Source organism: Shewanella mangrovi, assembly GCF_000753795.1.
Lineage (GTDB): Bacteria > Pseudomonadota > Gammaproteobacteria > Enterobacterales > Shewanellaceae > Shewanella > Shewanella mangrovi.
This window is the reverse complement of record NZ_JPEO01000001.1, coordinates 414,459-436,150: the sequence shown is the minus strand read 5'-3', so window position 1 is coordinate 436,150 and position 21,692 is coordinate 414,459. Positions and strand designations below refer to the sequence as shown.

General features: G+C 48.6%; 17 protein-coding genes and 1 riboswitch. Of the genes, 6 read left to right on the top strand and 11 right to left on the bottom strand.

The genetic code is table 11. From position 1 onward, the window contains the following. Positions 1-29: 29 nt before the first annotated feature. The 4 genes from HR45_RS01740 to HR45_RS01725 all read right to left on the bottom strand — a co-directional run bounded on the left by HR45_RS01740 (position 30) and on the right by HR45_RS01725 (position 2,686). Positions 30-530 (bottom strand): hypothetical protein, encoded by a 501-nt coding sequence (locus HR45_RS01740; protein WP_037439060.1) that lies wholly within the window; start codon positions 528-530, stop codon positions 30-32. Beyond that, positions 523-999, bottom strand: a complete 477-nt coding sequence (locus HR45_RS01735) for a hypothetical protein (RefSeq protein WP_052074412.1) — start codon at positions 997-999, stop codon at positions 523-525. The genes HR45_RS01740 and HR45_RS01735 overlap by 8 nt, the downstream gene beginning before the upstream one ends. Before the next feature lie 340 nt (positions 1,000-1,339). After that, complete coding sequence (locus tag HR45_RS01730) at positions 1,340-1,855, bottom strand: hypothetical protein (protein WP_037439057.1); 516 nt, start codon at positions 1,853-1,855, stop codon at positions 1,340-1,342. Between the two features lie 9 nt (positions 1,856-1,864). Then, positions 1,865-2,686, bottom strand: coding sequence for a cytochrome c3 family protein (locus HR45_RS01725; RefSeq protein ID WP_037439055.1), 822 nt, complete (start codon positions 2,684-2,686; stop codon positions 1,865-1,867). Between the two features lie 493 nt (positions 2,687-3,179). Here HR45_RS01725 and HR45_RS01720 point away from each other — a divergent pair, with 493 nt between their 5' ends. Continuing rightward, complete coding sequence (locus HR45_RS01720; protein WP_037439054.1) at positions 3,180-3,926, top strand: winged helix-turn-helix domain-containing protein; 747 nt, start codon at positions 3,180-3,182, stop codon at positions 3,924-3,926. Continuing rightward, positions 3,919-4,434 (top strand): hypothetical protein, encoded by a 516-nt coding sequence (locus tag HR45_RS01715; protein WP_037439053.1) that lies wholly within the window; start codon positions 3,919-3,921, stop codon positions 4,432-4,434. The genes HR45_RS01720 and HR45_RS01715 overlap by 8 nt, the downstream gene beginning before the upstream one ends. Here HR45_RS01715 and HR45_RS01710 read toward each other — a convergent pair. From HR45_RS01710 to HR45_RS01695, 4 genes are all read right to left on the bottom strand, one after another. Next, complete coding sequence (locus HR45_RS01710) at positions 4,431-6,212, bottom strand: ABC transporter ATP-binding protein (RefSeq protein ID WP_037439052.1); 1,782 nt, start codon at positions 6,210-6,212, stop codon at positions 4,431-4,433. The two genes, HR45_RS01715 and HR45_RS01710, sit on opposite strands and share 4 nt — an antisense overlap. Then, entirely contained in the window at positions 6,202-7,947 is a 1,746-nt protein-coding gene (locus tag HR45_RS01705) for an ABC transporter ATP-binding protein (RefSeq protein ID WP_037439051.1), read from the bottom strand. Before HR45_RS01705 ends, HR45_RS01710 begins: the two co-directional genes overlap by 11 nt. A 409-nt stretch (positions 7,948-8,356) precedes the next feature. Beyond that, positions 8,357-9,814 (bottom strand): sodium:proton antiporter NhaD, encoded by a 1,458-nt coding sequence (nhaD, locus tag HR45_RS01700; protein WP_037439049.1) that lies wholly within the window; start codon positions 9,812-9,814, stop codon positions 8,357-8,359. Between the two features lie 239 nt (positions 9,815-10,053). Beyond that, positions 10,054-10,791 (bottom strand): DUF481 domain-containing protein, encoded by a 738-nt coding sequence (locus HR45_RS01695; protein ID WP_037439047.1) that lies wholly within the window; start codon positions 10,789-10,791, stop codon positions 10,054-10,056. A 297-nt stretch (positions 10,792-11,088) separates the two neighbouring features. Between HR45_RS01695 and HR45_RS01690 the strand changes: the two genes are divergently transcribed. Further along, positions 11,089-12,453, top strand: a complete 1,365-nt coding sequence (locus HR45_RS01690; RefSeq protein ID WP_037439045.1) for an MATE family efflux transporter — start codon at positions 11,089-11,091, stop codon at positions 12,451-12,453. Between the two features lie 82 nt (positions 12,454-12,535). On the opposite strand, the gene HR45_RS01685 is transcribed toward HR45_RS01690, so the two are convergent. Beyond that, positions 12,536-14,692, bottom strand: a complete 2,157-nt coding sequence (locus tag HR45_RS01685) for a S46 family peptidase (protein WP_037439409.1) — start codon at positions 14,690-14,692, stop codon at positions 12,536-12,538. A 175-nt stretch (positions 14,693-14,867) separates the two neighbouring features. Beyond that, entirely contained in the window at positions 14,868-16,055 is a 1,188-nt protein-coding gene (locus tag HR45_RS01680) for an amino acid permease (protein ID WP_037439043.1), read from the bottom strand. 296 nt (positions 16,056-16,351) lie between these two features. Beyond that, positions 16,352-16,454, top strand: a riboswitch (yybP-ykoY riboswitch). A gap of 84 nt (positions 16,455-16,538) precedes the next feature. Here HR45_RS01680 and HR45_RS01675 point away from each other — a divergent pair. The 3 genes from HR45_RS01675 (at position 16,539) to HR45_RS01665 (ending at position 19,324) form a co-directional block, all read left to right on the top strand. Beyond that, the gene (locus HR45_RS01675) at positions 16,539-17,096 is read left to right on the top strand and encodes a TMEM165/GDT1 family protein (protein ID WP_037439040.1); all 558 of its coding nucleotides are present in this window, start codon (positions 16,539-16,541) and stop codon (positions 17,094-17,096) included. Between the two features lie 744 nt (positions 17,097-17,840). Next, positions 17,841-18,509, top strand: a complete 669-nt coding sequence (locus HR45_RS01670) for a RipA family octameric membrane protein (protein ID WP_037439039.1) — start codon at positions 17,841-17,843, stop codon at positions 18,507-18,509. A 92-nt stretch (positions 18,510-18,601) separates the two neighbouring features. Continuing rightward, on the top strand, positions 18,602-19,324 hold the full coding sequence (locus HR45_RS01665; RefSeq protein WP_037439037.1) for a hypothetical protein: 723 nt from the start codon (positions 18,602-18,604) through the stop codon (positions 19,322-19,324). A 532-nt stretch (positions 19,325-19,856) separates the two neighbouring features. On the opposite strand, the gene katB is transcribed toward HR45_RS01665, so the two are convergent. Next, positions 19,857-21,317, bottom strand: coding sequence for a catalase KatB (katB, locus tag HR45_RS01655; RefSeq protein ID WP_037439033.1), 1,461 nt, complete (start codon positions 21,315-21,317; stop codon positions 19,857-19,859). Between the last annotated feature and the right edge of the window lie 375 nt (positions 21,318-21,692).

Genomic DNA, 21,692 nt, shown 5'->3' with positions numbered 1-21,692 from the left:
GCGAATTTAGCGAGTGAAAGAAATCGGCGTTAGTGTTGCAGACGACAACCGTACACCGCGTTGCCGGGTTGAAAACGCACAATGGCGTAATGCTGCTGCTCGTCGGTGTCCAACATCTCCAGCGTCATCGGATGGATCGATTTGTTGGTTAAGTTCAGGCCACTGATATATGACAGATAGTCCATATGGGCAGGCTTAGTTTTCTCCAGCAACTGCTCTTCTTTATCATGGATGGTCAAATCGTAGCTGGAGCCCGCCGGATTGCGCTTAAGATCACCGTGCATTTTGATACTGCCAACCGGCGTACCATCCACAGTAAAATAGCGATAGTTGAGCAGCACGTTATGATTGTCAGCCTGCAGATCCATCAACAAATAATACTGTTGCGAATCTTTTTTATCGTGGTCGTATAGCTCTGAGCTGCAGTTAAGCAGCAATTGCTCACTATGGTTACTACGCGCGTAGTAAACACGAACAACAGCTAATAAAACGGCAAGAACTAAGACCAACCACACCCAAGCTCTATTCACAGAGATTGACTCCGGCTAACCACTGCTGACTGAAAAATCCCATATGGCGTTCAATATCGCTGGCTTTAATATTACGCAGCTTAAAATGACCGCCCTGCTCACCTTTCATGGAGATATTGAGCATCTGCTTTTCGTGAGAAATCGACAGGTAAACCTGTTGCCAAGGCACCTGCTGACGACATTGCATTAGCGCCGCCGCGAGAATGGTCGCGTGTGACTCGAGAATATGGTTGTTCATACGCGAATTAGCGTAAAGAAGCAGTTGCACCTGCTGCCCAGACGCTAGGGTCAAGGTCTGTTGTGACAACGGCATAGTGACCGTATCGAGTGGAAAACGCTTTAGGAAAAAGACGCTCAACGCCAGCATCGCCACCAGCACAATCACAACGCCCAGCATTTTGGGTGCCGGGTTCATCTGCTCATGTAGCATATATTTCGGTGTGCGAGGTTGCGCAAAAGATTGCACCATTATTGTCCTGACCAAACGTGTTCAACATAACCTAACGAATTTTGTCCCACTGCCTCATGGCAGCAGTTGCAAGCGAGTATAGAAAAATCGCTGCGATCGAACTGTGATCTTCTTAACCAAGGTTGGCGTCCAATACGCCAAAAACAGGGTTAATTTATCAAATAGTGATCTATGCAAAACTTTTCACTAATCAATACTTAAGTAAAAAACCTTTTAAAAGCATATAGCTATGGTATATAACTTATGCCTGATTTTTGTGATCGCGACGAGCTAATGGTAAAAAGGCCGCCCTGCGACGGCCAAGATACTTACAGGGATACAACATGAAGAGGTTGTTCGATTACTGTCCGGTAGGTGCCAGCAGTGCGACTTCATTGCTCACATCATTACCAAAGATCTCAATAGCAACCCGATAACGGCCAGTGGTGCCCGGCGCAGTATCGCGGTTCCAATAGAGATTACGCGGTACAAAGCTGTACTGACCGTCGCCGTCCCTGGCTTGAATTTGCTCATCGCAGCTGGTGCCATCGCATTGATAGCTATACACCACATGCCACAGTTTCCACGCTTTTGGATTGGCCGAATTTTCCCCTTGTGGCGGAAAGCCAAAGTAGCGAATGCGATATTGCTGCGCATTGACGATGGCGAGTCCATCGGGATCTTTCAGCGAAAACTCGACGCTCCCGGTCTGCGGATCAAAACTGTCGAGGGTAAGATCGATGGCGCTGACACCGGAAATATCAATCGTGGTCTTGACCGGATCTTGTTCAACCTTCGTTTGCTCATCGGTACTATCACCGCCACAGCCGCTGACTAACGCAGTTCCCAGTAGCAGGCTTAACGCTAACTTGTTCATGGGAGCTCCTTAGTTATAGTGACCGGTATGACACACGGTACATTCCATATCGGATTTAACGCTTGGCGCTGTTGCGAAGGTACTGGTGCTGCCATGACAGGCCTGACAATTTTGTGCTTCTTCAGATGGCTTCGCTTCCGCCGTGGCACTGATCACTTCGCCAGCATAGGCACGGTTAAGCAGCTCAACCAGATGGTAGGTTACAGAAGCGGACAGACGGGCACAGCGCTCGCCTTTATCGCTGAACAACTTGCCTGATGCCTTGGACCAGTTACTAATAGAGGCATGACAAAGCACACTGTGCGCCACCGATGAACTCACCACCATGGTTTCGGTTTTTTCCACAGTAGAACCAATGCCTTCAACAAATGCCACATCTGAAAATGGCAGTGATGTATTTTCATAAAAGCGCATTGCCGCACCAATAATGGCGGAGTTCTGGCCGTTAATATCGTCCAGAATGTTCACTATCATGCCGACAGCATTGTTGTTACCGCACAAGGTCCCCTGACCGCCTACGCCAGCAGCACCGTAACCCGCAAGTGCGGTTGGAATAGTGCCAAACTTGGCAGCATCAACACTTTCTGAATTGGTCAGCATAGTGACCATGGCGTAAAACACCTGGTGCATACAACCGCCACCGGTTTGATAAGCCACTTTGGCTGCGGCCATAGGATCAAGCGGCACATACTTGAGTTTGTCCCCCAGCTCTAAGCGGAAGTTACCGTTGGTATCCGTGCCGGCGAATGCCGAAACAGCAGTAAGCCCCAATCCTGCTGCACCAGTCATACCGATAATTTTGCCCAAGGCTTGACGTCTGTTCATGCTCATCTGTTTGTCCCTTTTTGTTGTTTTTACTTAGGCGGCGCAATGACGCCGTTTGAGTGTTCGAGACTCAGCTTAAAACGCAGCGCAATGAAGATTGTGATTAATAGCGCATGAAGCGTGCGCGGCAAAAAAGGAGATTTGAGGAGCACCAATGATTTATTTATTGAATTAAAAATATAGATAACAACAGTTAAAACAGCATACAAAAGCGACTAAATCACGTTATTTGTTAAATTCATGTGAATTCAGCAAGATTCACACAGGTATGCTGGCCAGATTAAAAGGTTTCACCCAGCTCACTCGGCTCACATTTTACTTTTATCTCAACTGCTTAATTTTGAAGCACTAATACAGCAAAAAGCGAGTTAATCCATTTGTCACTCAGTAGCAGAGCTGGATCACTATTTCGCCTTTTTCCCGCATCGGGCAGCATAAAGATCACATTACTAATTAGATTTTTTGCATAGACTGGCAGCCGACAGCTAAGGAGTGCTCTATGCGAATCGGAGACTGCTGGTTTGACGAAGCCAGCGGCGAACTTACACATCAGCATGACGATAAACACTGGCATCTGCCGCGAGCAGAGCGGCATGTGTTGACCACATTAATTGCGCATCAAGGCACTCCCGTCAGCAAGTTCGACTTACGCGGTGGTGGTGATGAATATCCGCCATTAAGTGACTCTTCTGTGGCGCGCGCCGTTTGCATGCTGCGCTCTTATCTTGGCCCTGAGCATGAGATGTTAATCGAAACCGTAAAGGGCAAAGGCTATTTACTCCATCGCCACACACCCAGTAAAGCTGCCCCATCCAACAAAACAGGCTGGCGCTACTGCCAACGGCACTGGCTCATCACCGCCTTGTTAGCACTGTTACTGCTTGGCAGTGTCTACTACCTGAATCACCACACCGAGCCGCAGCCCAGTGTACCGCTGGTGAAACAGGCTCTGTTCACCCAATCGGGTCAGCAGTTACAGTTGATGCTGTATGCCAACTCGCGTACGAATAACCAGTTGTTATTACAGCAAGCCGCAGTGATCAGCACCGTAGTACAAAGCTGTCACAGCACCGTGTGGCACGAAATCTATGCCTCGCTGTCGCACGATAAACAGGTACTCAATATGACCCTGCGTGGCGAATCTAAGGGGCAGTCCTTAGTGCGTAATCTTAAGATCAGCGACGCACGACAACCAAAGGACTTTATTAATCAGTTGTGGCTACAGGGGGTAAATCTCTGTGGCTAAATCTCGCTATTGGAACTGGGCTGTCAATCTGGCGCTATTGCTGCTGTTACTGATAGCAGTGTTTAAGATCAATCAGTTACATCAGAATAGCCAGCAACTGATGCTCAACTGCAGCTCCGAGTTATACGATCGCCGTTTGGCGCAGAGTGAAGATGCTGAACACTATCTGGTGGTCGACTTGCAGATAAAAGGCGCTAACGCGGTGGTGAATTATCGTTATTTCGATCTCGATGGCTCGGCGGCGGGATCAATTTTGATGGATGGCGATGTCGAGCGCCTCGCCGATAAACAGTATCAGGTCTCCATCAACCACAAGCAGGAACTCCCGGGCAAAGGACAATACCCGGCGCACCTGCAATATGTCTCTTACATCAGTAACCTCAACCTTAATCGCGATGGCAACCACCTGATGTCGTTGGAGATTCTAGATGTAGATGCCAGTAAAGATTATGCCGTGGTGCGCTTTCAGCCCAGCAATACCGTCTGTGGTTGTCGCTTGATGCACTAGGCTTCCGCCTGCGCGACTTTTTGCGCCTGTTGCTGCAGTTCATACATGGCCCGATAGCGACCATGCTCTAGCGTCATCAACTGCTCGTGGTTGCCTTGCTCAATCAAATGGCCTTTATCCAGCACCAAAATCCGGTCGGCATTACGAATGGTCGATAACCGGTGCGCGACCACTATCATGGTCACTTGCCGATGTAGCTGGCTCAGTGCCCGTTGCACCACTTGCTCAGTTTCACTGTCAACGTTAGCAGTGGCCTCATCCAGCAGCAGAATTTTTGGCGAACCCGCCAAGGCACGGGCAATAATCAACTGCTGCCGTTGCCCAGTCGATAGACGTAAACCTCCTTCGCCTAACTCAGTCTGGTAACCCTCAGTCATCGCCATAATCACGTCATGCAGATGGGCCTGTTTCGCTGCACGTTCAACTGCTTGCGGCGTTAAATGACGCCCCATATCGATGTTATCAAAGATGCTCGATGCCAGAATAAACGGCTCTTGCGGAATAAAGCCGATGCCTTGGCGCAAACTGTCATGGCTGTAGTCGCCCAGCGCCTTAGCATCAATCAGAATCGCGCCCGACTGCGGCTGATAGAAATTGAGCAGCAAACTCAGCAGCGTACTCTTACCACTGCCGGTATGCCCCACTACGGCGTAAAACGCGCCCGCTTCTATCTCAACATTTATATTATCCAGCACTGGCTTATTGGGCTGATAGGCAAACTGCAGCTGCGAGATACTCAATTGCCCTTTTGCAATAGCGCCGCCGTGACCTTGTTGTGTATTCGCACTCGGCTCTTGCAGTAACTCATAGACACGATTGCCAGCAACGATGGCTTGTTGATACAAGCTAAACCGCTGGGTGATTTCGACCAACGGCTCGGTAAAGCGTCCCAGATAATTGAGATAGGCGTAAAGCACGCCGATTTCCGCCACGCCCTGCACCACTTTTAAGCCGAAAAACCACACAATGCTGGCAAGTACCAGAATGCTTAAGAAGTTAATCGCTGGACGTAGTAACAGCGAACCGACCGTCACCGCCTTTAAACGGGTGCTGTAATAGCGGTTATTAATGCCGTCAAACTGCGCGGTTTTCGCCTGCTGTTGATTAGTGGCCTGAATCACTGCCATGCCGCTAATCGATTCACTTACCGTGGCATTAATATCGGAACGCAACTGGCGGCTTTCGCTGACCACTTTTACGCTAAAGCGCTGATAGACATAGATAAGGCCAACCACGGTTGGCAGCAGCAATAAGGCAATGAGCATCAGTTGCAGATCCAATATCGCCATCGCCACCAAGATGCCCAGCAGCAGAATAATGTTGGATAACACGTTCGACAGGAACTGCACGTAGATGTCTTTGATGGATTCAGTATCGTTGGTGATACGACTGACCAGTTGCCCAGTTCTGGCATAGTCAAAGAAAGACATTGGCAGGCTCAACACATGCTGGAATACCCGTTTGCGAATATCCAATACGGCGTTTAGCGCCATATCCAAAAAGCGCATACTTTGCTGGTACTTCAACAAAGTACCGACTACCACCGCGAAAATAAACAGCGCCACAATGCCGACAATCGGCCACAGTGGATAATGGCCAGGCACAATAAAATCATCGATAAAAATCTTACTCAGCATGGGGCCAAGCACATCAAAGGCGGTGGCGACCACCACCAGCAACAGAGTTTTAATAAAACGCGGTTTATCGGCGAACACATAACTCATCAGCAGGCGCAAAGCGCCGCCATCTTGGTTCTTATCAGCACGATTACGAGGCATAAGCAACACTCTCCAAGGCTTGTTCCATCTGCTGATAGGCCGCCATTCTGGCATACCAACCATCATGCTCAATTAACTGCTGATGACTGCCACGCTCACAAATCTCACCATGAGACAGCACAATAATTTCGTCCGCTTGTTCCAGCGCAGATAAACGATGGCTGATGATCAGCAGCGTTTGCTGCTGCCGTTGTCTGAGATGCTGAATAATGGTTTGCTCTGTCTCCACATCTACCGCCGACAGCGCATCATCCAATATCAGAATCGGCGCTTTGCTGATCAGCGCACGGGCAATCGACACTCGTTGCCGCTGCCCGCCCGAGAGTGTCACGCCGCGCTCGCCCACTAAGGTGTGGTAAGCATCAGGGAATTGCAGAATGTCATCGTGGATCGCCGCCAGCCTGGCCGCTTCATAGACCTCGTCATCGCTGGCGTCAGTGCGACCCATACGAATATTTTCAATAATGCTACTGCTAAACAGAAACGAATCTTGCGGCACATAGGCATACATAGCGCGCAAACGGGCCAGCGGCAATTGCTGGATCGGCACGCCGCTGAGGGAGATTTCACCGACGTCGGCTTCCCAATAACGCATCAGCAGTTGCACCAGTGTCGATTTCCCCGCGCCGGTGGCGCCTGCAATCCCAAGCGTTTGATTCTCCTCCAGTTGCAGATTAATGCCATTAAGATTGGCCTGCTGAGTGGCGGGATAATGAAACTGCAACTGCTGCACTTGCAACTGATAACCTTGGCTCTGCTGCTGCCCTAGATCGGCAATGGTATCGGGCAGGTTTAGCAGTTCATCGAGCCGTTCAATCGCGGCATTACCGCGCTGAATAATGTTCATCAGCCAGCCAAAGGCAAACATCGGCCAGATAAGCTCAGACAGATACAGCGTAAAACTGGTGAGTTGGCCCACACTGAGATTGCCGCTGTGGATCTGCCAACCGCCGGCCAACAGGACAATCAACAATGCGGCTCCCAAACTCAGTTGAATGATTGGCCCGAATAAGGCTTCAGAACGCTGTACTTGATAAGTGCTGTGCGCCGCCTGCTGAGCAATACCATTAAACTGTTCGGCTTCAATGTGTTCTCGCCCCATCGACTTAATCATGCGAATGCCCGTCATCGCCTGCTGGGTCTGTTGATTCAGTGCCGAGAACTTATCGAGCGAATCTTTAAACTGACTATGGATCCGTTTTGAGACGCGATAAAACGCCACCGCCATGATGGGAAACGGCAACACCGCCAACGCAGCTAGGCGCCAATCGATGAAGACAAACATCATGATCAGCACCAAAAAGAAGGTCAAAATGCCATCAAAGCCGGACAAAATCCCCTCACCTGCGGCGACCTCAACAGCATCGATATCGTTGGTGGCACGCGCCATCAAATCGCCAGTGGAGTGCGCATTATAAAACGCCTGCCCTTGCTTGGTGAGGCGGGTATAAAAACGCTGCCGCAGAAAATTACCCAGTTTATAAGAGGTGCCAAATAGCATTCTGCGCCAACCATAACGCAGTAAATACACGGCAAAGCCACCGAGAGCTAAGCCGATAAGATATGCTTCGGTAGCGGATTGCTGCTTAGTTGCCAGCAGTTGATCCACCGCTTCACCGATAAATTTCGGGATTGCCATATTGATGATGCCGACCAGTAACAACATCAGCATCGCCAGCGCATAGGTGTACCAATAGCGCCGAAAAAACCACTTCAGATGTAAAAATAACTGCATGTCACATGATCCAAACTGACGGAGTGACGCGTCTGAGCCTCAGGGGAAAAAGACGGACTTAATAACGCATACATGACTGCCAAGCGGCTACAGCCCAGCGAGAAAACTATCATCAATGACAGCGATACACTGGCGCAACACCAGAGGATAAGGGGAATCATAAAGGAAACGTCAGTCTAAAGCCTGACACTTGGCGCGGTCTGCCAAACAAAGTAAACGGCAACACCAACAGATTCGATTACTGTCATCATCACCAACCTGAAGTTGGTAGTCTGCCGCTATTTTAGATTGATTTGCGCACCGAGGCTATCCTTGGCGCTATTAGCACTATCGCTGATAGTGATGAAAAATAGTCATAAAAAAGCCGACAACCTGAGTTGTCGGCCAGAAAGACAATAAAAGCGTGTGGTTAGAACAGGCTGTGGTTCAGGAAATAATGCACCACAATACTGGCGATATAACCAAGTGCGACCACAGGCGTCCATTTCAGGTGCGCCCCAAAGGTGTAAATGCCACGGGCCTGGCCCATCAGCGCCACCCCGGCAGCACTGCCGATAGACAACAAGCTACCACCAACACCCGCCGTCAGGGTCACCAGCAACCATTGGCCTACCGCCATATCAGGGTTCATGGTGAGCACGGCAAACATCACCGGAATGTTATCGACAATCGATGACAACACCCCAACGGCAACGTTGGCATAGGTTGGGTCCCAGTGACCATACATAGCTTGTGACACCATCGCCAGATAGCCCATCAAGCCCAGACCACCGACACACAAGACGACGCCGTAGAAGAACAGCAAGGTGTCCCATTCGGCCATCGCAATACGGCTGAACACGTCAAATGGCACGAATTGATCGCACTCTTGCAGCGCTTTTTCATCCTTATCGGCCAGCGCTTTTTGGCGCAGTTTACTGAGGTTTTTATCAAAGCCTTTGCGCAGTACAAAGCCAAACAGTTGCAGCAGGCCGAGCCCGGTCATCATGCCCAATACGGGTGGCAGTCCCAACAGTGAGTGGGCACAAACCGCCATGGTGATAGTCAGCAAAAACAACACCACAATACGCTTAGCACCGGGTTTGGTTTGCACAACTTCCGCTTTAGCGTCTGATTTATTGCTGCTAATGAACATGCTCATAATCGCCGCTGGCAGCACGAAGTTGACCAGTGATGGAACAAACAGATCAAAGAACTGACCAAACTGCACCACACCTTTTTGCCACACCATCAGCGTGGTGATATCGCCAAATGGGCTAAAAGCGCCACCAGCATTAGCGCCAACCACAATATTGATACAGGCGACGGTGATAAACTTCTTGTTATCAGCGCCCATCTTCATCACCACGGCGCACATCAACAAGGCGGTGGTCAGGTTGTCGGCGATAGGCGAAATGAAAAAGGCTAAAAAGCCAGTGATCCAAAAGACTTGGCGTAAGGAAAAGCCTTTGTTCACCATCCACGCCCGCAGCGCATCAAACAGTTTGCGCTCTTCCATGGCGTTGATATAGGTCATCGCCGCTAACAGGAATAGAAACAGTTCGGCATATTCCAATAAGTCGCTGCGGAAGGCACCTTCCGCCACTTCAGACATGCCATGCTGGGTATAGACATACCCCAAGATTCCCCAAATAATCCCCGCCGCAATAATGACTGGCTTAGATTTACGCAGATGTAATTTCTCTTCAGACATCACCAAGGCATAGGCGATGACGAAAATAGCAATACCGAGATAACCGGCAAAGGTGTGAGTTAACGCTAAGTGTTCACCAGCACCTTCACTGGCCATAACTGCAGGAGAAACGATCAATCCCAGCAAACTTCCCCCAACGGCAGCAAGCCCTTGGTACATACGCTTCAACTTCATTTTGATTGCTCTCTATTTTTATAAGAATGTGCTTAAAAACTACCATAGCCCCAATAGGGCTAATGTTGACCAAAAGCAAAGTTCGAGAATTCTGTGGCAAAAGAGATAAACCCGCTGACGGCAGGAGACAACTGTTTTTAATGTGGGATTCAAATGCTGAGAGGCGGATCACAAAGGCACCCGAAGGTGCCTTATCAACAGATCACAAAAAATGATTTTTTGCTGGCAATTTAAGCAGATTAGAAAGAATACAATAACGTCATATTGGTTTCGGTATCTGTGCTCTTAATGTCCTGCAATGGGTCGCTGTTGTAACGCACCACTACCGCAAACTTCATCGACAAGGCGCCGACGATATTGGCCGTCACCGAGGTTTCAGAGCGCGCATCCAATTTGTCACCGTAATCCGCGGTGAAGGTCTGCTTAAACTTCGAAGTTTTGCTGATTTTCAATGAGTAGTTGAGCACGCCGTGCGCCACCCAGCTCGACTCACTGGTGTAACCCAGCTCCGCTTGTTGTTCACTGTCGAGGCGTTGATATTGATAACCAGGGCCGATTTCAGCATCAAGGAAACTATTGGCACCTTGGTATAAGCGATAACCATAACCGGCCGCCGCATTGTATTTGAAATCGTAACCTGTAAATGGATCGACTTCGTATGCGCCAGTAGCAAAGGTATAGCTATGGTCGGTAAAACGGTAATTGCCCTGCACGCTACCTAAGTAACGTTTAGCAGTCACTTCGTTGGTGTCTTCTTTATAAAGCCCTTCCAACACATATTCATTTTCCCAGTTGCCCAATTCATGCTTCAGATCGAGGCGACCTTTCACAGAGGTGGTATCGGTGTTACCCGTAGTCATGGTAGCACCCAATTCAGCATCACCACCAAAGGTAGCATCGCCTGGTACAAACTCCGTATCCGCAAAAGCACTTGGCGCGGCCAGCAGCGTTGCAATCGCAATCAGCGTTGGCTTCATACATATCTCCATTGATTAAAAATTGTTCCTGAATAAATCGCGCCCGATTCTACCATCAGCGCCGATGAAATGTGAGGCAAAGCACGTTTTTTGCGGCTTTTGTATCAAATTCATGCAATTTTGCGTGACTAAAAAAGCTTTTTAACACGGTTAATCACTAGCGAACCACCGCCAAGACAGCGTAAAATACGCCCAAGCACTAGCAGTCGCCTCAGTCACGCCCGTGTACTGAATCACTTAGTGCCCTTTCTATAGGTTTATTGTCGGACTCCCGAGCAGATTAATACTGGAACACAAATGACACACCAAGCCCAACAGGGGCCGGGTTCGCTATTTTCGCTGACCTGGCCGTTGTTTATTGATATTGCGCTGCACTTTGCCACTGGCGCGATGAACACCTTTATGATGGGACAGATCAACTTTGCCGACGTCGCCGCACTCGCAGTCGGCAACCAAGTATTTGATTTGGCCATTACCGTGTTTAGTTTTGTCAGCATCGGCTCCAGTGTCGTGTTAACTCAGTATCTGGGCGCCAAACGCTTCGATGATGCGAAAGTGGTGCTCCACAGCGCCATTGGCTTTAACCTGTTGATTGGATTGCTGGCGGCGATTGTCATTCTGACCGGCGCCGGGCCGATATTGCAGATGATGAACCTGCCCGCGCACCTGCTAGGGGATGGTCAGCTATACCTCACCATTATCGGTTTGTGTCTGTTGCCAGAAGCCGCCGCGCTGTGTCTGGCGGCCACCTTACGTGCCCACGGCCATACCCGACAGGCAATGTATGCCACGCTGTTGGTCAACTTAGTCACCTTTATCAGTAACTTAACTCTGCTGTATGGCTGGTTTGGTTTACCACAACTGGGCGTCGCAGGCGTCGCCATTAGTACCGTCGTTGGCCGTCTTATCGGTATTGTGTTCCTGATCTGGTTAGTGCAAAAACGTGCTGGCATTCAATTGCTGCCGAAACTGCTGCTGCACCCCAGTAAAGATAAACTGCGCAAAGTGCTGCGCATCGGTTTACCCGCTGCCGGCGAAAACCTGTCGTGGATGCTGCAGTTTATGGTGATCACCTCGTTTGTCGGTTTGCTCGGCGAAACCGCATTGGCGACCCACTCTTACTACTTCCAAATCTGTCTATTTATGATGCTGTTTGGCATCTCCATAGGCCTAGGTAATGAGATTATTATCGGCTATCTGATTGGCGGGCGTCAGTTTGATTCCGCGTATGCGCGGCTGCTAAAAACCCTTAAGCTTGGCATTATCGTTACCTTTATCGTCGCCTGCTGCGCTGCGGTTATTGGGCGTCAGGCGGTCAGCTTTTTTAGCGATGATGCCACCATTATCCAGCAGATCTCCATGCTGTTTCTGATCAGTATCATCATGGAGCCCGGCCGTACCTTTAATCTGGTGGTGATCAACGCACTGCGCGCCACTGGCGATGCGCATTTTCCACTGCTGATGGCACTGTGTTCGATGTGGGGCATTGCGGTACCACTGTCTTACTACTTCGGCATCCATGAGGGCATGGGGTTAGTCGGTATCTGGATTGGTCTGGTGTGTGATGAATGGGTGCGCGGCCTTGCCATGTTATGGCGCTGGCGCAGTCGTCGCTGGCAGAGTAAATCACTGATTGATGATGCGACGCCATTGGCCCACTAAGCACTGAGCATCAATCGCAAGCAATAAAAAATCCCAGCTAGGATAACGCCGAGCTGGGATTTTTTGTTGTGAAGGTAATGGATTACTTCACAATCACCATTTCATCGAGCAGGTTGTCAGCATGATCCACATACTTCATTACCCACAGCATATAACGGCTGTCGAGATGGATAGAGCGGTTACTGTTATCGTCGTAATTCCAGTCGCCAATGATGCTTTCATACACACCGTCAAACAGCAGTCCAACCAGTTCGGCGCGGCCGTTCATGGTGGGAGAGCCTGAGTTGCCGCCCGTGGTATCCACGGTCGACAGGAAGTTAACCGGTACTGAATCCAGCGACTTCACATAGAGGTCACCATACTGCTTGTCTTTGATAAGTTTCAGCTCAGCTTTAGGCGCATCAAATGGCTCAACACCTGTGTCTTTCTGGGTGATCCCTTCCAATGTTGTGAACGGCACGGCGAACATACCATCTTTCGGCGAGTAGCCTTTGACGTTACCGTAGGTGACCCGCAGGCTGGAGTTGGCATCGGCATACACTGGCTTACCCTGAGCGCGATTGTAGGCAATGATCGCTTCCATATATTGCGGTCTGACTTTCATCAAATCGCCGGTCAGTTGCTTTTGCTCATTACGCAGTTGTTCACGGGTGTCATACATGGCCACCGCAAACTGGATCATCGGATCGTTCGACGTGTTAAAGTCGGCGACCGATTTATCCATCCATGCCAAACGCACGGCGTGATCGCCAAGTTTAGTCTCACTGAACATCTTATCCAGTTGCTGCTCCAGCTTGGTCGCATCGACGCCATTTTTTAAGCCGAAGAAGTTATCCAACGCCGCCAGATGCTCACTTGCGGGCAGTTGTGCGTAACGACTCAGCAGCTCAAAAGCAATCGCCTTCGCCACGGCTGGTGCGTAACGGCGGTCGATACGTTCTAAGCCGTTAACAAAGCGGGTCATATCGCGCTCTTGAAAGCCAGGTTCACGCTGCATATCCGGCAGTTGCTTCTCATGTGCGAGACGATACAAATTCTCAGCCGTCGCAGGCATGGTCGCATAGTAGAGATAGCCCAGCAGCAGATCACGCGCCTGATGTTGCTCGCCCTTTTTCACTAAGCTGTCTAGCTCTGCCAACACCTTGCCATATTGCTGCTGACGCGCGCTATCGGCGTTGATCCACTGAGTCAGTGCCGCTTCAGTAGCGCGACGCTCCTGCAACATGGTGGACTTGCCATAGAACTCGATCATCGAGGTGAAGTTCTTGGCGTAGTTTGCCAGTCCCGCCAACGTGCTTTCATATTTAATGCGGGCATCGCTGCCTGCAGGTGCCACAGTTTTGATCAGACTGATGACTTTCTCGCGCAGCTCTTTGGCAGCGGGATAGTAGTTTTCAAACTGATTTTCCACTTCATCAGCGGTGCGATAACGGTTGGTACGGCCGGGATAACCTGCCACCATCACAAAGTCACCATCGCTGACGCCTTTGGCCGATACTTTCAAAAAGCTTTTCGGCTCGTACGGTACGTTATCTGTGGCGTAGTCAGCGGGCTTGCCGTTTTTATTCACATAGGCACGGTAGAAAGAGAAATCGCCGGTATGACGTGGCCACATCCAGTTATCGACATCACCACCATATTTGCCCACGCTCAGCGCTGGGTTATACACCAAGCGCACATCGCGGATTTCCAGCTGTTTTACCAAGTAGTATTCCAGCCCGCCGTGGAAGCTATACACCTGACAACGGTAACCGTCGTCTTGCTCACAATCGGCCACTAACTTTTTATCGGCCGCTTCAATCGCTTTGTAGAACGCATCGCCGCTGAGTTTGTCAGTATCTTTTTTGACCTTATCGGTCACGTTAGTCACTGATTCAGTCACATACACCCGTGAACCCGGCGCTGCTGGCAACTCTTGTTTGAACGATTTTGCTAAAAAGCCATCGCGCAGAATGTTGTTTTCTGGAGTGGAGTTGTATTGCGCCGAACCATAAGCACAGTGATGGTTGGTCACCACCAAGCCTTTGGGCGACACGAACGATGCGGTACAGCCACCGAGGCTGATAACCGCATTCATAGGGAATTCTGTCAGCTTTGAAATTGATTTAGCGTCTATTTCCAATCCTTTGGCTTTTAACACATCAGCCATCGCAGGCAGTTGATAAGGTTGCCACATACCCTCGTCCGCGTGGGCGGCAAAGCTAGTGGCCACTGCGGCCGCAATTAACCATTTATTCATTATGTTGTAGTCCTCTTTTTGTTTTGCTGCATAAGGCCATGCGCAATCAAAAATGCCGACTTCAAAATAAAAGAGTCGGGCATTGAGCCCGACTCTAGCACAGTCAATAATTGCCACACACAAACAGGAAAAACCTGCTTACAATTGATTAACTTATGTTGCAATTCTGGATTAATTACAGCGCCACATACAGCTGCGACACTATGATCACCACCGCACAAATGCAGGTCACCACCAGCATCGGCTTACCACCAATGACCTGATAACCTTGTTGCGTTTGTGCCCGTTGTTTTAAGGCAATCGCCACCGGCAACAGCAGTGAAATCACCACCAGCGGAATCGCCGCAAACCCGAGCAAGGCGATAAAGCCTTTTGGATAGAACAGCGCACATGCCAGCGGCGGAATAAAGGTCAGCAACCAAGTCTGCGCACGGCCAGCGAAGGTCTTGCGCGCACGGATCAATTCGGCGAGGAAGTCATACAGGCTCATGGTTACGCCAAGGAAAGACGTGATTAATGCCAGATCAGCAAAGAAACCAACAAACTTGGCAATAATCGGCTTATGGGTGATCTCTTGCAGCGCGCTGATCATTTTCGCCAAGGCACCGCCAAAACCCGCAATAGATTCACTGCCGACAGTTCCTAAGGTCACTAGCAGCCACAAAATGTAGCAGAACAGCGGAATGGTCGAACCAATCAGCAGCACCTTACGCAGCGCCACCGCGTCACCATCTAAGTAGCGTACTAATGTCGCAATACACACATGGAAACCAAAAGAGGTAATCACCACCGGAATCGCCGCAAGCCACACCTTGCTATAAGATTCGGTTTCAGCATGATGCACTAATACCTCGGTGTTCACTTCTGGCAACAGGAACACAATCACCAACACCAACAGCACCACCATGGCGGTAAACAGCATACGCGACATCTTGTCGACCCAACCAACGCCCAGCGCGGCAAACACACCGAGGAACAGGGTAAACAGCAGTACTGCTGGGGTGTTGCTCAACTCGATGTTAAACCAAGACTGAGCTTTCAGCGCTAACAGGTCAGCACCGCCAGTCAGATAAGCCGCGGTCAAGGCAAACAATAAGCTCAGAAACGACAAGCTTTGCAGCACCTGCCCTTTTTTCCCTAATGCTTTACCAGTTACCACGTGTAAGTTGTCACCAACACCGGAGCGTAAATTCACTTCCAGCATCAGCAATGAGGTGTAGGCAGAGATGGCCCAACAGGCCAACATCAATACGATAGCAGGCACGAAACCGAGGGCGGCAGTTGCCAGCGGCAAGGCAAGCATACCCGCACCGACAGCAGTACCTGCGACGATTGCGATAGATCCAAGTATTTTAAAATTCACGGAAAGATGTCCTGTCTTATATTGTTATTGTTCATTGTTATTGCGCAATTGGGGGGCGCATTGTTTTATTAACGGCGAGGAGACACCCATTAACAGCGATGTCTTAAATGCCGCCCACTAACCTCTACAAGTTAATAACCTGTAAAAATGGGTCAGAACAGTTACGACATTATCAGCTCAACATCACCTCGGCAACACATCTTGAGCTCAAGTCGGCAATGTATTGCTGTTTCTGCAATCAAACTCCGCTGAATCCTTGCCATATGTTGAGTTTGTTAAATCTGCCGTTATAATGGCGCCACTTCTTAGGGGAGTAGCTGACTCAAATTTCGATTTGAGGGTATATGTCAACACACTTGGCGGTCGCCATGGCATGTACAGCAAACGTTAGATTTGCCCGGCAAGACCTGAGCATAGTGCATCACTCTTTAGGGGTGATGGTGCGCTATGCCTGGTTTTTAATTCACCCCTGAGGAATGTCGTTTGGAAGCCCTATTTGCCTCTACCTTTGCTGTTGCTATCGCCGAGATTGGCGATAAAACCCAGCTACTGGCGCTGTTACTGGCCGTCAGATTCAAAAACAAAACCGCGATTGTGTTTGGCATTTTACTGTCGACCATACTCAACCACCTGCTCGCCGCCTACGTTGGTGAATGGGCCTCAAGTTGGTTATCTCCCGATATCGCCCGCTATATTGTGGCGGCCAGTTTCTTTGCCATTGCGCTGTGGGTGTTAGTGCCTGATAAGGCCGATGATGAAGACAGCCGCTTTTATCGCTATGGCGCGTTCCTCGCCACCTTTGTGTTGTTCTTCCTCGCCGAAATGGGCGACAAAACCCAAATTGCCACTGTGGTACTTGCCGCCAAGTACCAAGCCTTAGCTTGGGTAGTGGCTGGCACCACGATTGGGATGTTGCTGGCGAACGTGCCAGTGGTGATCGCGGGTAGCATGGGCGCGGAGAAGTTGCCGATGACTTTGATTCATCGCACCTGTGCAGTGCTGTTTTTCGTGTTGGGTGTAGCCACCCTTTTGTGGTCGTAGGCTGAGCCTACGTGCCAAGCTGCGCATGGGCTTTCTATACCGCTGCGCGGTAACAAGCTAACGCTTGTCAAAGTCGTGGAGCTACTCGCTCCACACCAGAGGATAAGGGGGCTGGACAGCCTCGCCCCCTTATCAATCCCCCTGCCGCCCCACGGCACAAAACGCTACGGCGCTTCTGGTTTGCCATCTTCGCAAATCGCTCTGATTCGTCGTCCCTGACTCACCATCGCTTCTCGGCGTCCATGCCTCGATTGCTCAATGGCTGCCCAACGCACCTTCACTGCGCCGAAGGGGAATTGGTGTTGCCTGATTTTTCCGTAATAGTGATTTAACTCTATATTGCCTCAAAACGAGTTAACTCGTTGTCTGTGGCGCAGTCAAACGCCGACTTTCTCGCCTACAAATTTTCATACATTTCACTCAAATGTTGCCCTTCTTTAAAATGTCTAAAAGCTGGACAGACATACAGTCATATTTAAGTTGTGACCATTTTTATCCCAACTTCGTGCGCGTTTTCACATTCCTCAATAAATAAATATAATTAAAATCATGTGGTTATAAAAAATAAAAGTAGATAATAGGTTTGGAAAATGCGCATGCGCATTTTTCCAGATGGTGAATTTAGCAAAATGCTGATAAGTTCATTACATACAAATAGTTAACTGTGCGCGTTTTCACTGCTCCAACGAGGTAAACGCGCATGCGCACTAATAAAATGTTAACTGTCTCGAGGTTTAGCATATCATGACAGACAAAGATAAATATGATGAAAAATTCAGTGGAAAGATTAAAAGTGAATCTGAGACTATTCGTTCGGAAGCTTATAAATTTGCTATAGATACTCGTAAATTTGAAATTGATTTATATTGGAAAAGAGCAACATATTTTTGGGCATTTATAGCAGTTACTTTTGCTGGATATGGCCTTTTAAAAAGAAGTCCTTCCACTGATGATCATTTTCTGGAATTTTTCTTAACCTGTTTTGGATTTATATTGTCATTAGCTTGGTTTTTTGCAAATAGAGGCAGTAAACAATGGCAAGAGAATTGGGAACATCATGTAGATCATTTAGAAGATACAGTGACAGGTCCATTGTATAAAACAGTACTTAGACGAGTTTATCCGAGGACAATTTTACAATGGATTGATTTTATTTTTACAGGACCGAGTAAGCATTCAGTCTCAAAAATAAATCAACTTATCAGTTTGTATATCACATGTATGTGGGGAGTGCTCGTTTACAATTCTCAGGAATCATGGCGTGTTTGCAATTGGCCAGGAGTAGAAATAAGTATTTTTGTCTTTACCTTTTTGGCTGTCGTCGGAATTATTTTTGGTGCAAGAACATATTCAGGTGAACATGGACATCACCTTCATGAACGCGAATCGAATATTGTTGATAAAGACAGTTAACAAATCGCTTCAATTGACAAAATAAATGTCACGAATTTTGCAACTGAGCCCAGCGTTAGCTGCTTGCTTACATCGCGTTATAGGATAATAAAATGAATAATACAGATTGGAAAGATCATCCAATTTCAATAGCAGCAGTTGCTGTTGCCGCAACAATTGGTTTGTGTATTTTAATTGGCAAAGAAATTGTTTTGCCAACATACACAGCGTCTTTGAATAATACGATTGAACTTTTAAAAAATGAAAAAAACAAAATTGAAACCGAAAAAAAATCCATTGAAAATAAAGCTGAGGCACTAACAAAGAAACTTGGAGAATCAGACAGTACAAACAAAGATCTATTAAAAAAACTTGAGCAGGCTCAGTACGGTAATCTATTTTCAAATGGAGATCCATATCCTGTTGGTTTAGGCAGTGTGCGAATTGGTGATCCTGCAAAATCCATTTTAAAAATTTATCCTAAAGCCTCGATTGATGTTGATAAAAAAGGATTTATAACCATAAAAAATCAACACCAGTTATTTAATGATATTGTCTATTACGTAAATGAAGATGATAAAAATTTACCGATAACGCACATCATGTATCGCATAAATTACACAACTAAGATAGATGATAATTTTTTACAAAAAAAGCTAATCGATAGCTTTGGTTTGCCTGAAGAATGGGAATGGGATAACTATTACTCTTGGCAAACAAAATCAAAATTAATCATATACAAAGATGATGACAGAAGCATAATTTTAATGAACCAAAACTATTCTCCCGGTACATGGCCGAGAAGAAAATCATGTTCGCAGCTAACAAAAAATTAGTGTGGAACCGCTACGCGGCCCCACAATTAGAAATTAATCCATAGCTAAGAATGGGCCACCCACTACCTTAAGATCAACTAACTACCTGAACTATCAGGCAACACCAATTCCCCTTCGGCGCTGCGCAGGTGCGTTGGGCAGACATTGAGCAATCGAGGCATGGATGCCGAGAAGCGATGGTGAGGAATGGATTCCGAATCAGAGCGATTTGCGAAAATGGCAAACCAGAAGCGCCGTAGCGTTTTGCGCCGTGGGGCGTCGTCGGGTTTCCAAAGGGCGAGGGACGAGCATCGCCCTTTGGCTCTGGTGTGGAACGAGCAGTTCCACGACGTTAGCAACCGCAGGTTGCAATCACGCAGTGATAATCTTCATCGTAGTGTGAGCGCGAAAGCTCACGACTTTCGCAAACGTAGTTTGCAATGGCTGCAAGCCATAAATCTTTAAATCGCGCAGCGATATGCCCCTTTGGCGCCAGCCAAAGAAAAAGCCCAACTTCCGTTGGGCTTTCCATTCCAAATCAGGCAAAGCTAAGTTACTTAGCTAATGCCTTCGCAACCCTTGCCCCATAATCTGCATCAGCGCGGCTGAAATGACAGATCATCTTCTGCTGCACGTCCTGTGTGGCTTGACTCAACGTACCGGCAATGGTGTCGGCCAACCGTTGTTTCTCTTCTTCGGAGAAGATGCGATACAAATCCCCGGCTTGAGTAAAGTCATCTTGGTCGAAGCGGCTGTAGCGATCCGCATCACCGTCGATACGCAGTGGCGGCTCTTTAAACTGGCTGGCATCCTGCAAGCCGGTTTCGACCGAATTTGGTCCATAGTTCGGTGTCGCATCGCCACCGGTTTGGCTTTGATGATACGGGCACTGGGTACCAGCCATCGCGCCGGCACGTTGGTGATGGTTAGCCTGCGTCGCATGTGGGCAGTTCACTGGCAACTGGTTGTAGTTGGCACCAATGCGATAACGCTGCGCATCCGCATAGGCAAACAAACGCGCTTGCAGCATTTTATCGGGTGAGGCACCGACACCGGGCACTAAGTTGCTCGGCGCTAACGCGACCTGCTCGACTTCGGCAAAGTAGTTTTGCGGTAAGCGGTTTAGCTCCATCATGCCCACTTCAATCAGCGGGTAATCTTTGTGTGACCACACCTTCGTTAAATCAAACGGATTGACGTGATATTTCTCAGCGTCGGCTTCCGGCATGATCTGCACACACAGCTGCCAGCGCGGGAAGTTGCCATCAGTAATCGCGGCGACGATATCGCGCTGCGCGTGGTCGGGATCGATACCCTTCACTTTCGCCGCTTGTTCTTCGGTCAGATTGGCAATCGGTTGCTGGCAACGGAAGTGGAATTTCACCCAGTAACGTTCGCCTTTGGCGTTCCAGAACGAGAAAGTATGCGAGCCATAACCGTGCATTTGACGATAGTTGGCTGGAATACCGCGATCAGACATCAAAATGGTGACTTGATGCAGCGCTTCTGGGTTTAGCGACCAAAAGTCCCACATCGCTTGTGGATCTTTTAAGTTGGTCATTGGGTTACGTTTTTGGGTGTGGATGAAGTCAGGGAACTTGATGCCATCGCGCAAAAAGAAGGTCGGGGTGTTGTTACCCACAATATCGTGGTTGCCGCGCGCAGTGTAAAAACGCACACCAAAACCGCGTGGATCACGTTCGGCATCGGCCGAGCCCATTTCACCGCCCACAGTAGAGAAACGCACAAACACTTCGGTTTGTTTGCCTACGCCTTGGAAATGGTCAGCAATAGTGTATTGGCTTAAGTCGTTGGTCACAGTAAAGGTGCCGTAAACACCGGTGCCTTTGGCGTGCACAATACGTTCAGGAATACGCTCGCGGTTAAAGTGTGCCAGTTTTTCAATCAGATGGAAATCTTGCAGCAATACTGGGCCACGCGCACCGGCGGTGACTGAGTTTTGGTCATCGGCCACTGGGGCACCGTTTTGGCTAGTAATGTAGTGGTTAGTCATGGTCTTGCTCCTTAATTGGCAGATGGTGTTAACCAGAGTTCAATCAAATCAACGAGTGTGGCCATAAGTCGCTCCTGTTGAGTCAGTGGCCCTTGCTTGAGATAAAGCATAGTCGTCGTTTAAAAATCATTAAAACGATTAAAGGTGATTACCGTGATTTGTTTTTTATATTAGGAGTACATAGAGCATCACAGTTGCGATGACAGCAGCGAACTAAACTGGCCAACGAGACAAGTAAAATAGGTAGGGAAAATAGGCAGATAAAATAGAGCGCTAAACAACGGGGGATTAACCCGCTGCTTAACAAAGCAAATTGATTATATTCAAGAACTTAAAAGCAATGCAAACGGCAAGAAAAACAAGATTCAGTGCCTA

Coding starts and splice junctions, on each gene's coding strand:
- HR45_RS01735 (WP_052074412.1), bottom strand. CDS start 999: ATGGTGCAATCTTTTGCGCAACCTCGCACACCGAAATATATGCTACAT.
- HR45_RS01730 (WP_037439057.1), bottom strand. CDS start 1,855: ATGAACAAGTTAGCGTTAAGCCTGCTACTGGGAACTGCGTTAGTCAGC.
- HR45_RS01725 (WP_037439055.1), bottom strand. CDS start 2,686: ATGAGCATGAACAGACGTCAAGCCTTGGGCAAAATTATCGGTATGACT.
- HR45_RS01720 (WP_037439054.1), top strand. CDS start 3,180: ATGCGAATCGGAGACTGCTGGTTTGACGAAGCCAGCGGCGAACTTACA.
- HR45_RS01710 (WP_037439052.1), bottom strand. CDS start 6,212: ATGCCTCGTAATCGTGCTGATAAGAACCAAGATGGCGGCGCTTTGCGC.
- HR45_RS01705 (WP_037439051.1), bottom strand. CDS start 7,947: ATGCAGTTATTTTTACATCTGAAGTGGTTTTTTCGGCGCTATTGGTAC.
- nhaD (WP_037439049.1), bottom strand. CDS start 9,814: ATGAAGTTGAAGCGTATGTACCAAGGGCTTGCTGCCGTTGGGGGAAGT.
- HR45_RS01695 (WP_037439047.1), bottom strand. CDS start 10,791: ATGAAGCCAACGCTGATTGCGATTGCAACGCTGCTGGCCGCGCCAAGT.
- HR45_RS01690 (WP_037439045.1), top strand. CDS start 11,089: ATGACACACCAAGCCCAACAGGGGCCGGGTTCGCTATTTTCGCTGACC.
- HR45_RS01685 (WP_037439409.1), bottom strand. CDS start 14,692: ATGAATAAATGGTTAATTGCGGCCGCAGTGGCCACTAGCTTTGCCGCC.
- HR45_RS01670 (WP_037439039.1), top strand. CDS start 17,841: ATGACAGACAAAGATAAATATGATGAAAAATTCAGTGGAAAGATTAAA.
- HR45_RS01665 (WP_037439037.1), top strand. CDS start 18,602: ATGAATAATACAGATTGGAAAGATCATCCAATTTCAATAGCAGCAGTT.
- katB (WP_037439033.1), bottom strand. CDS start 21,317: ATGACTAACCACTACATTACTAGCCAAAACGGTGCCCCAGTGGCCGAT.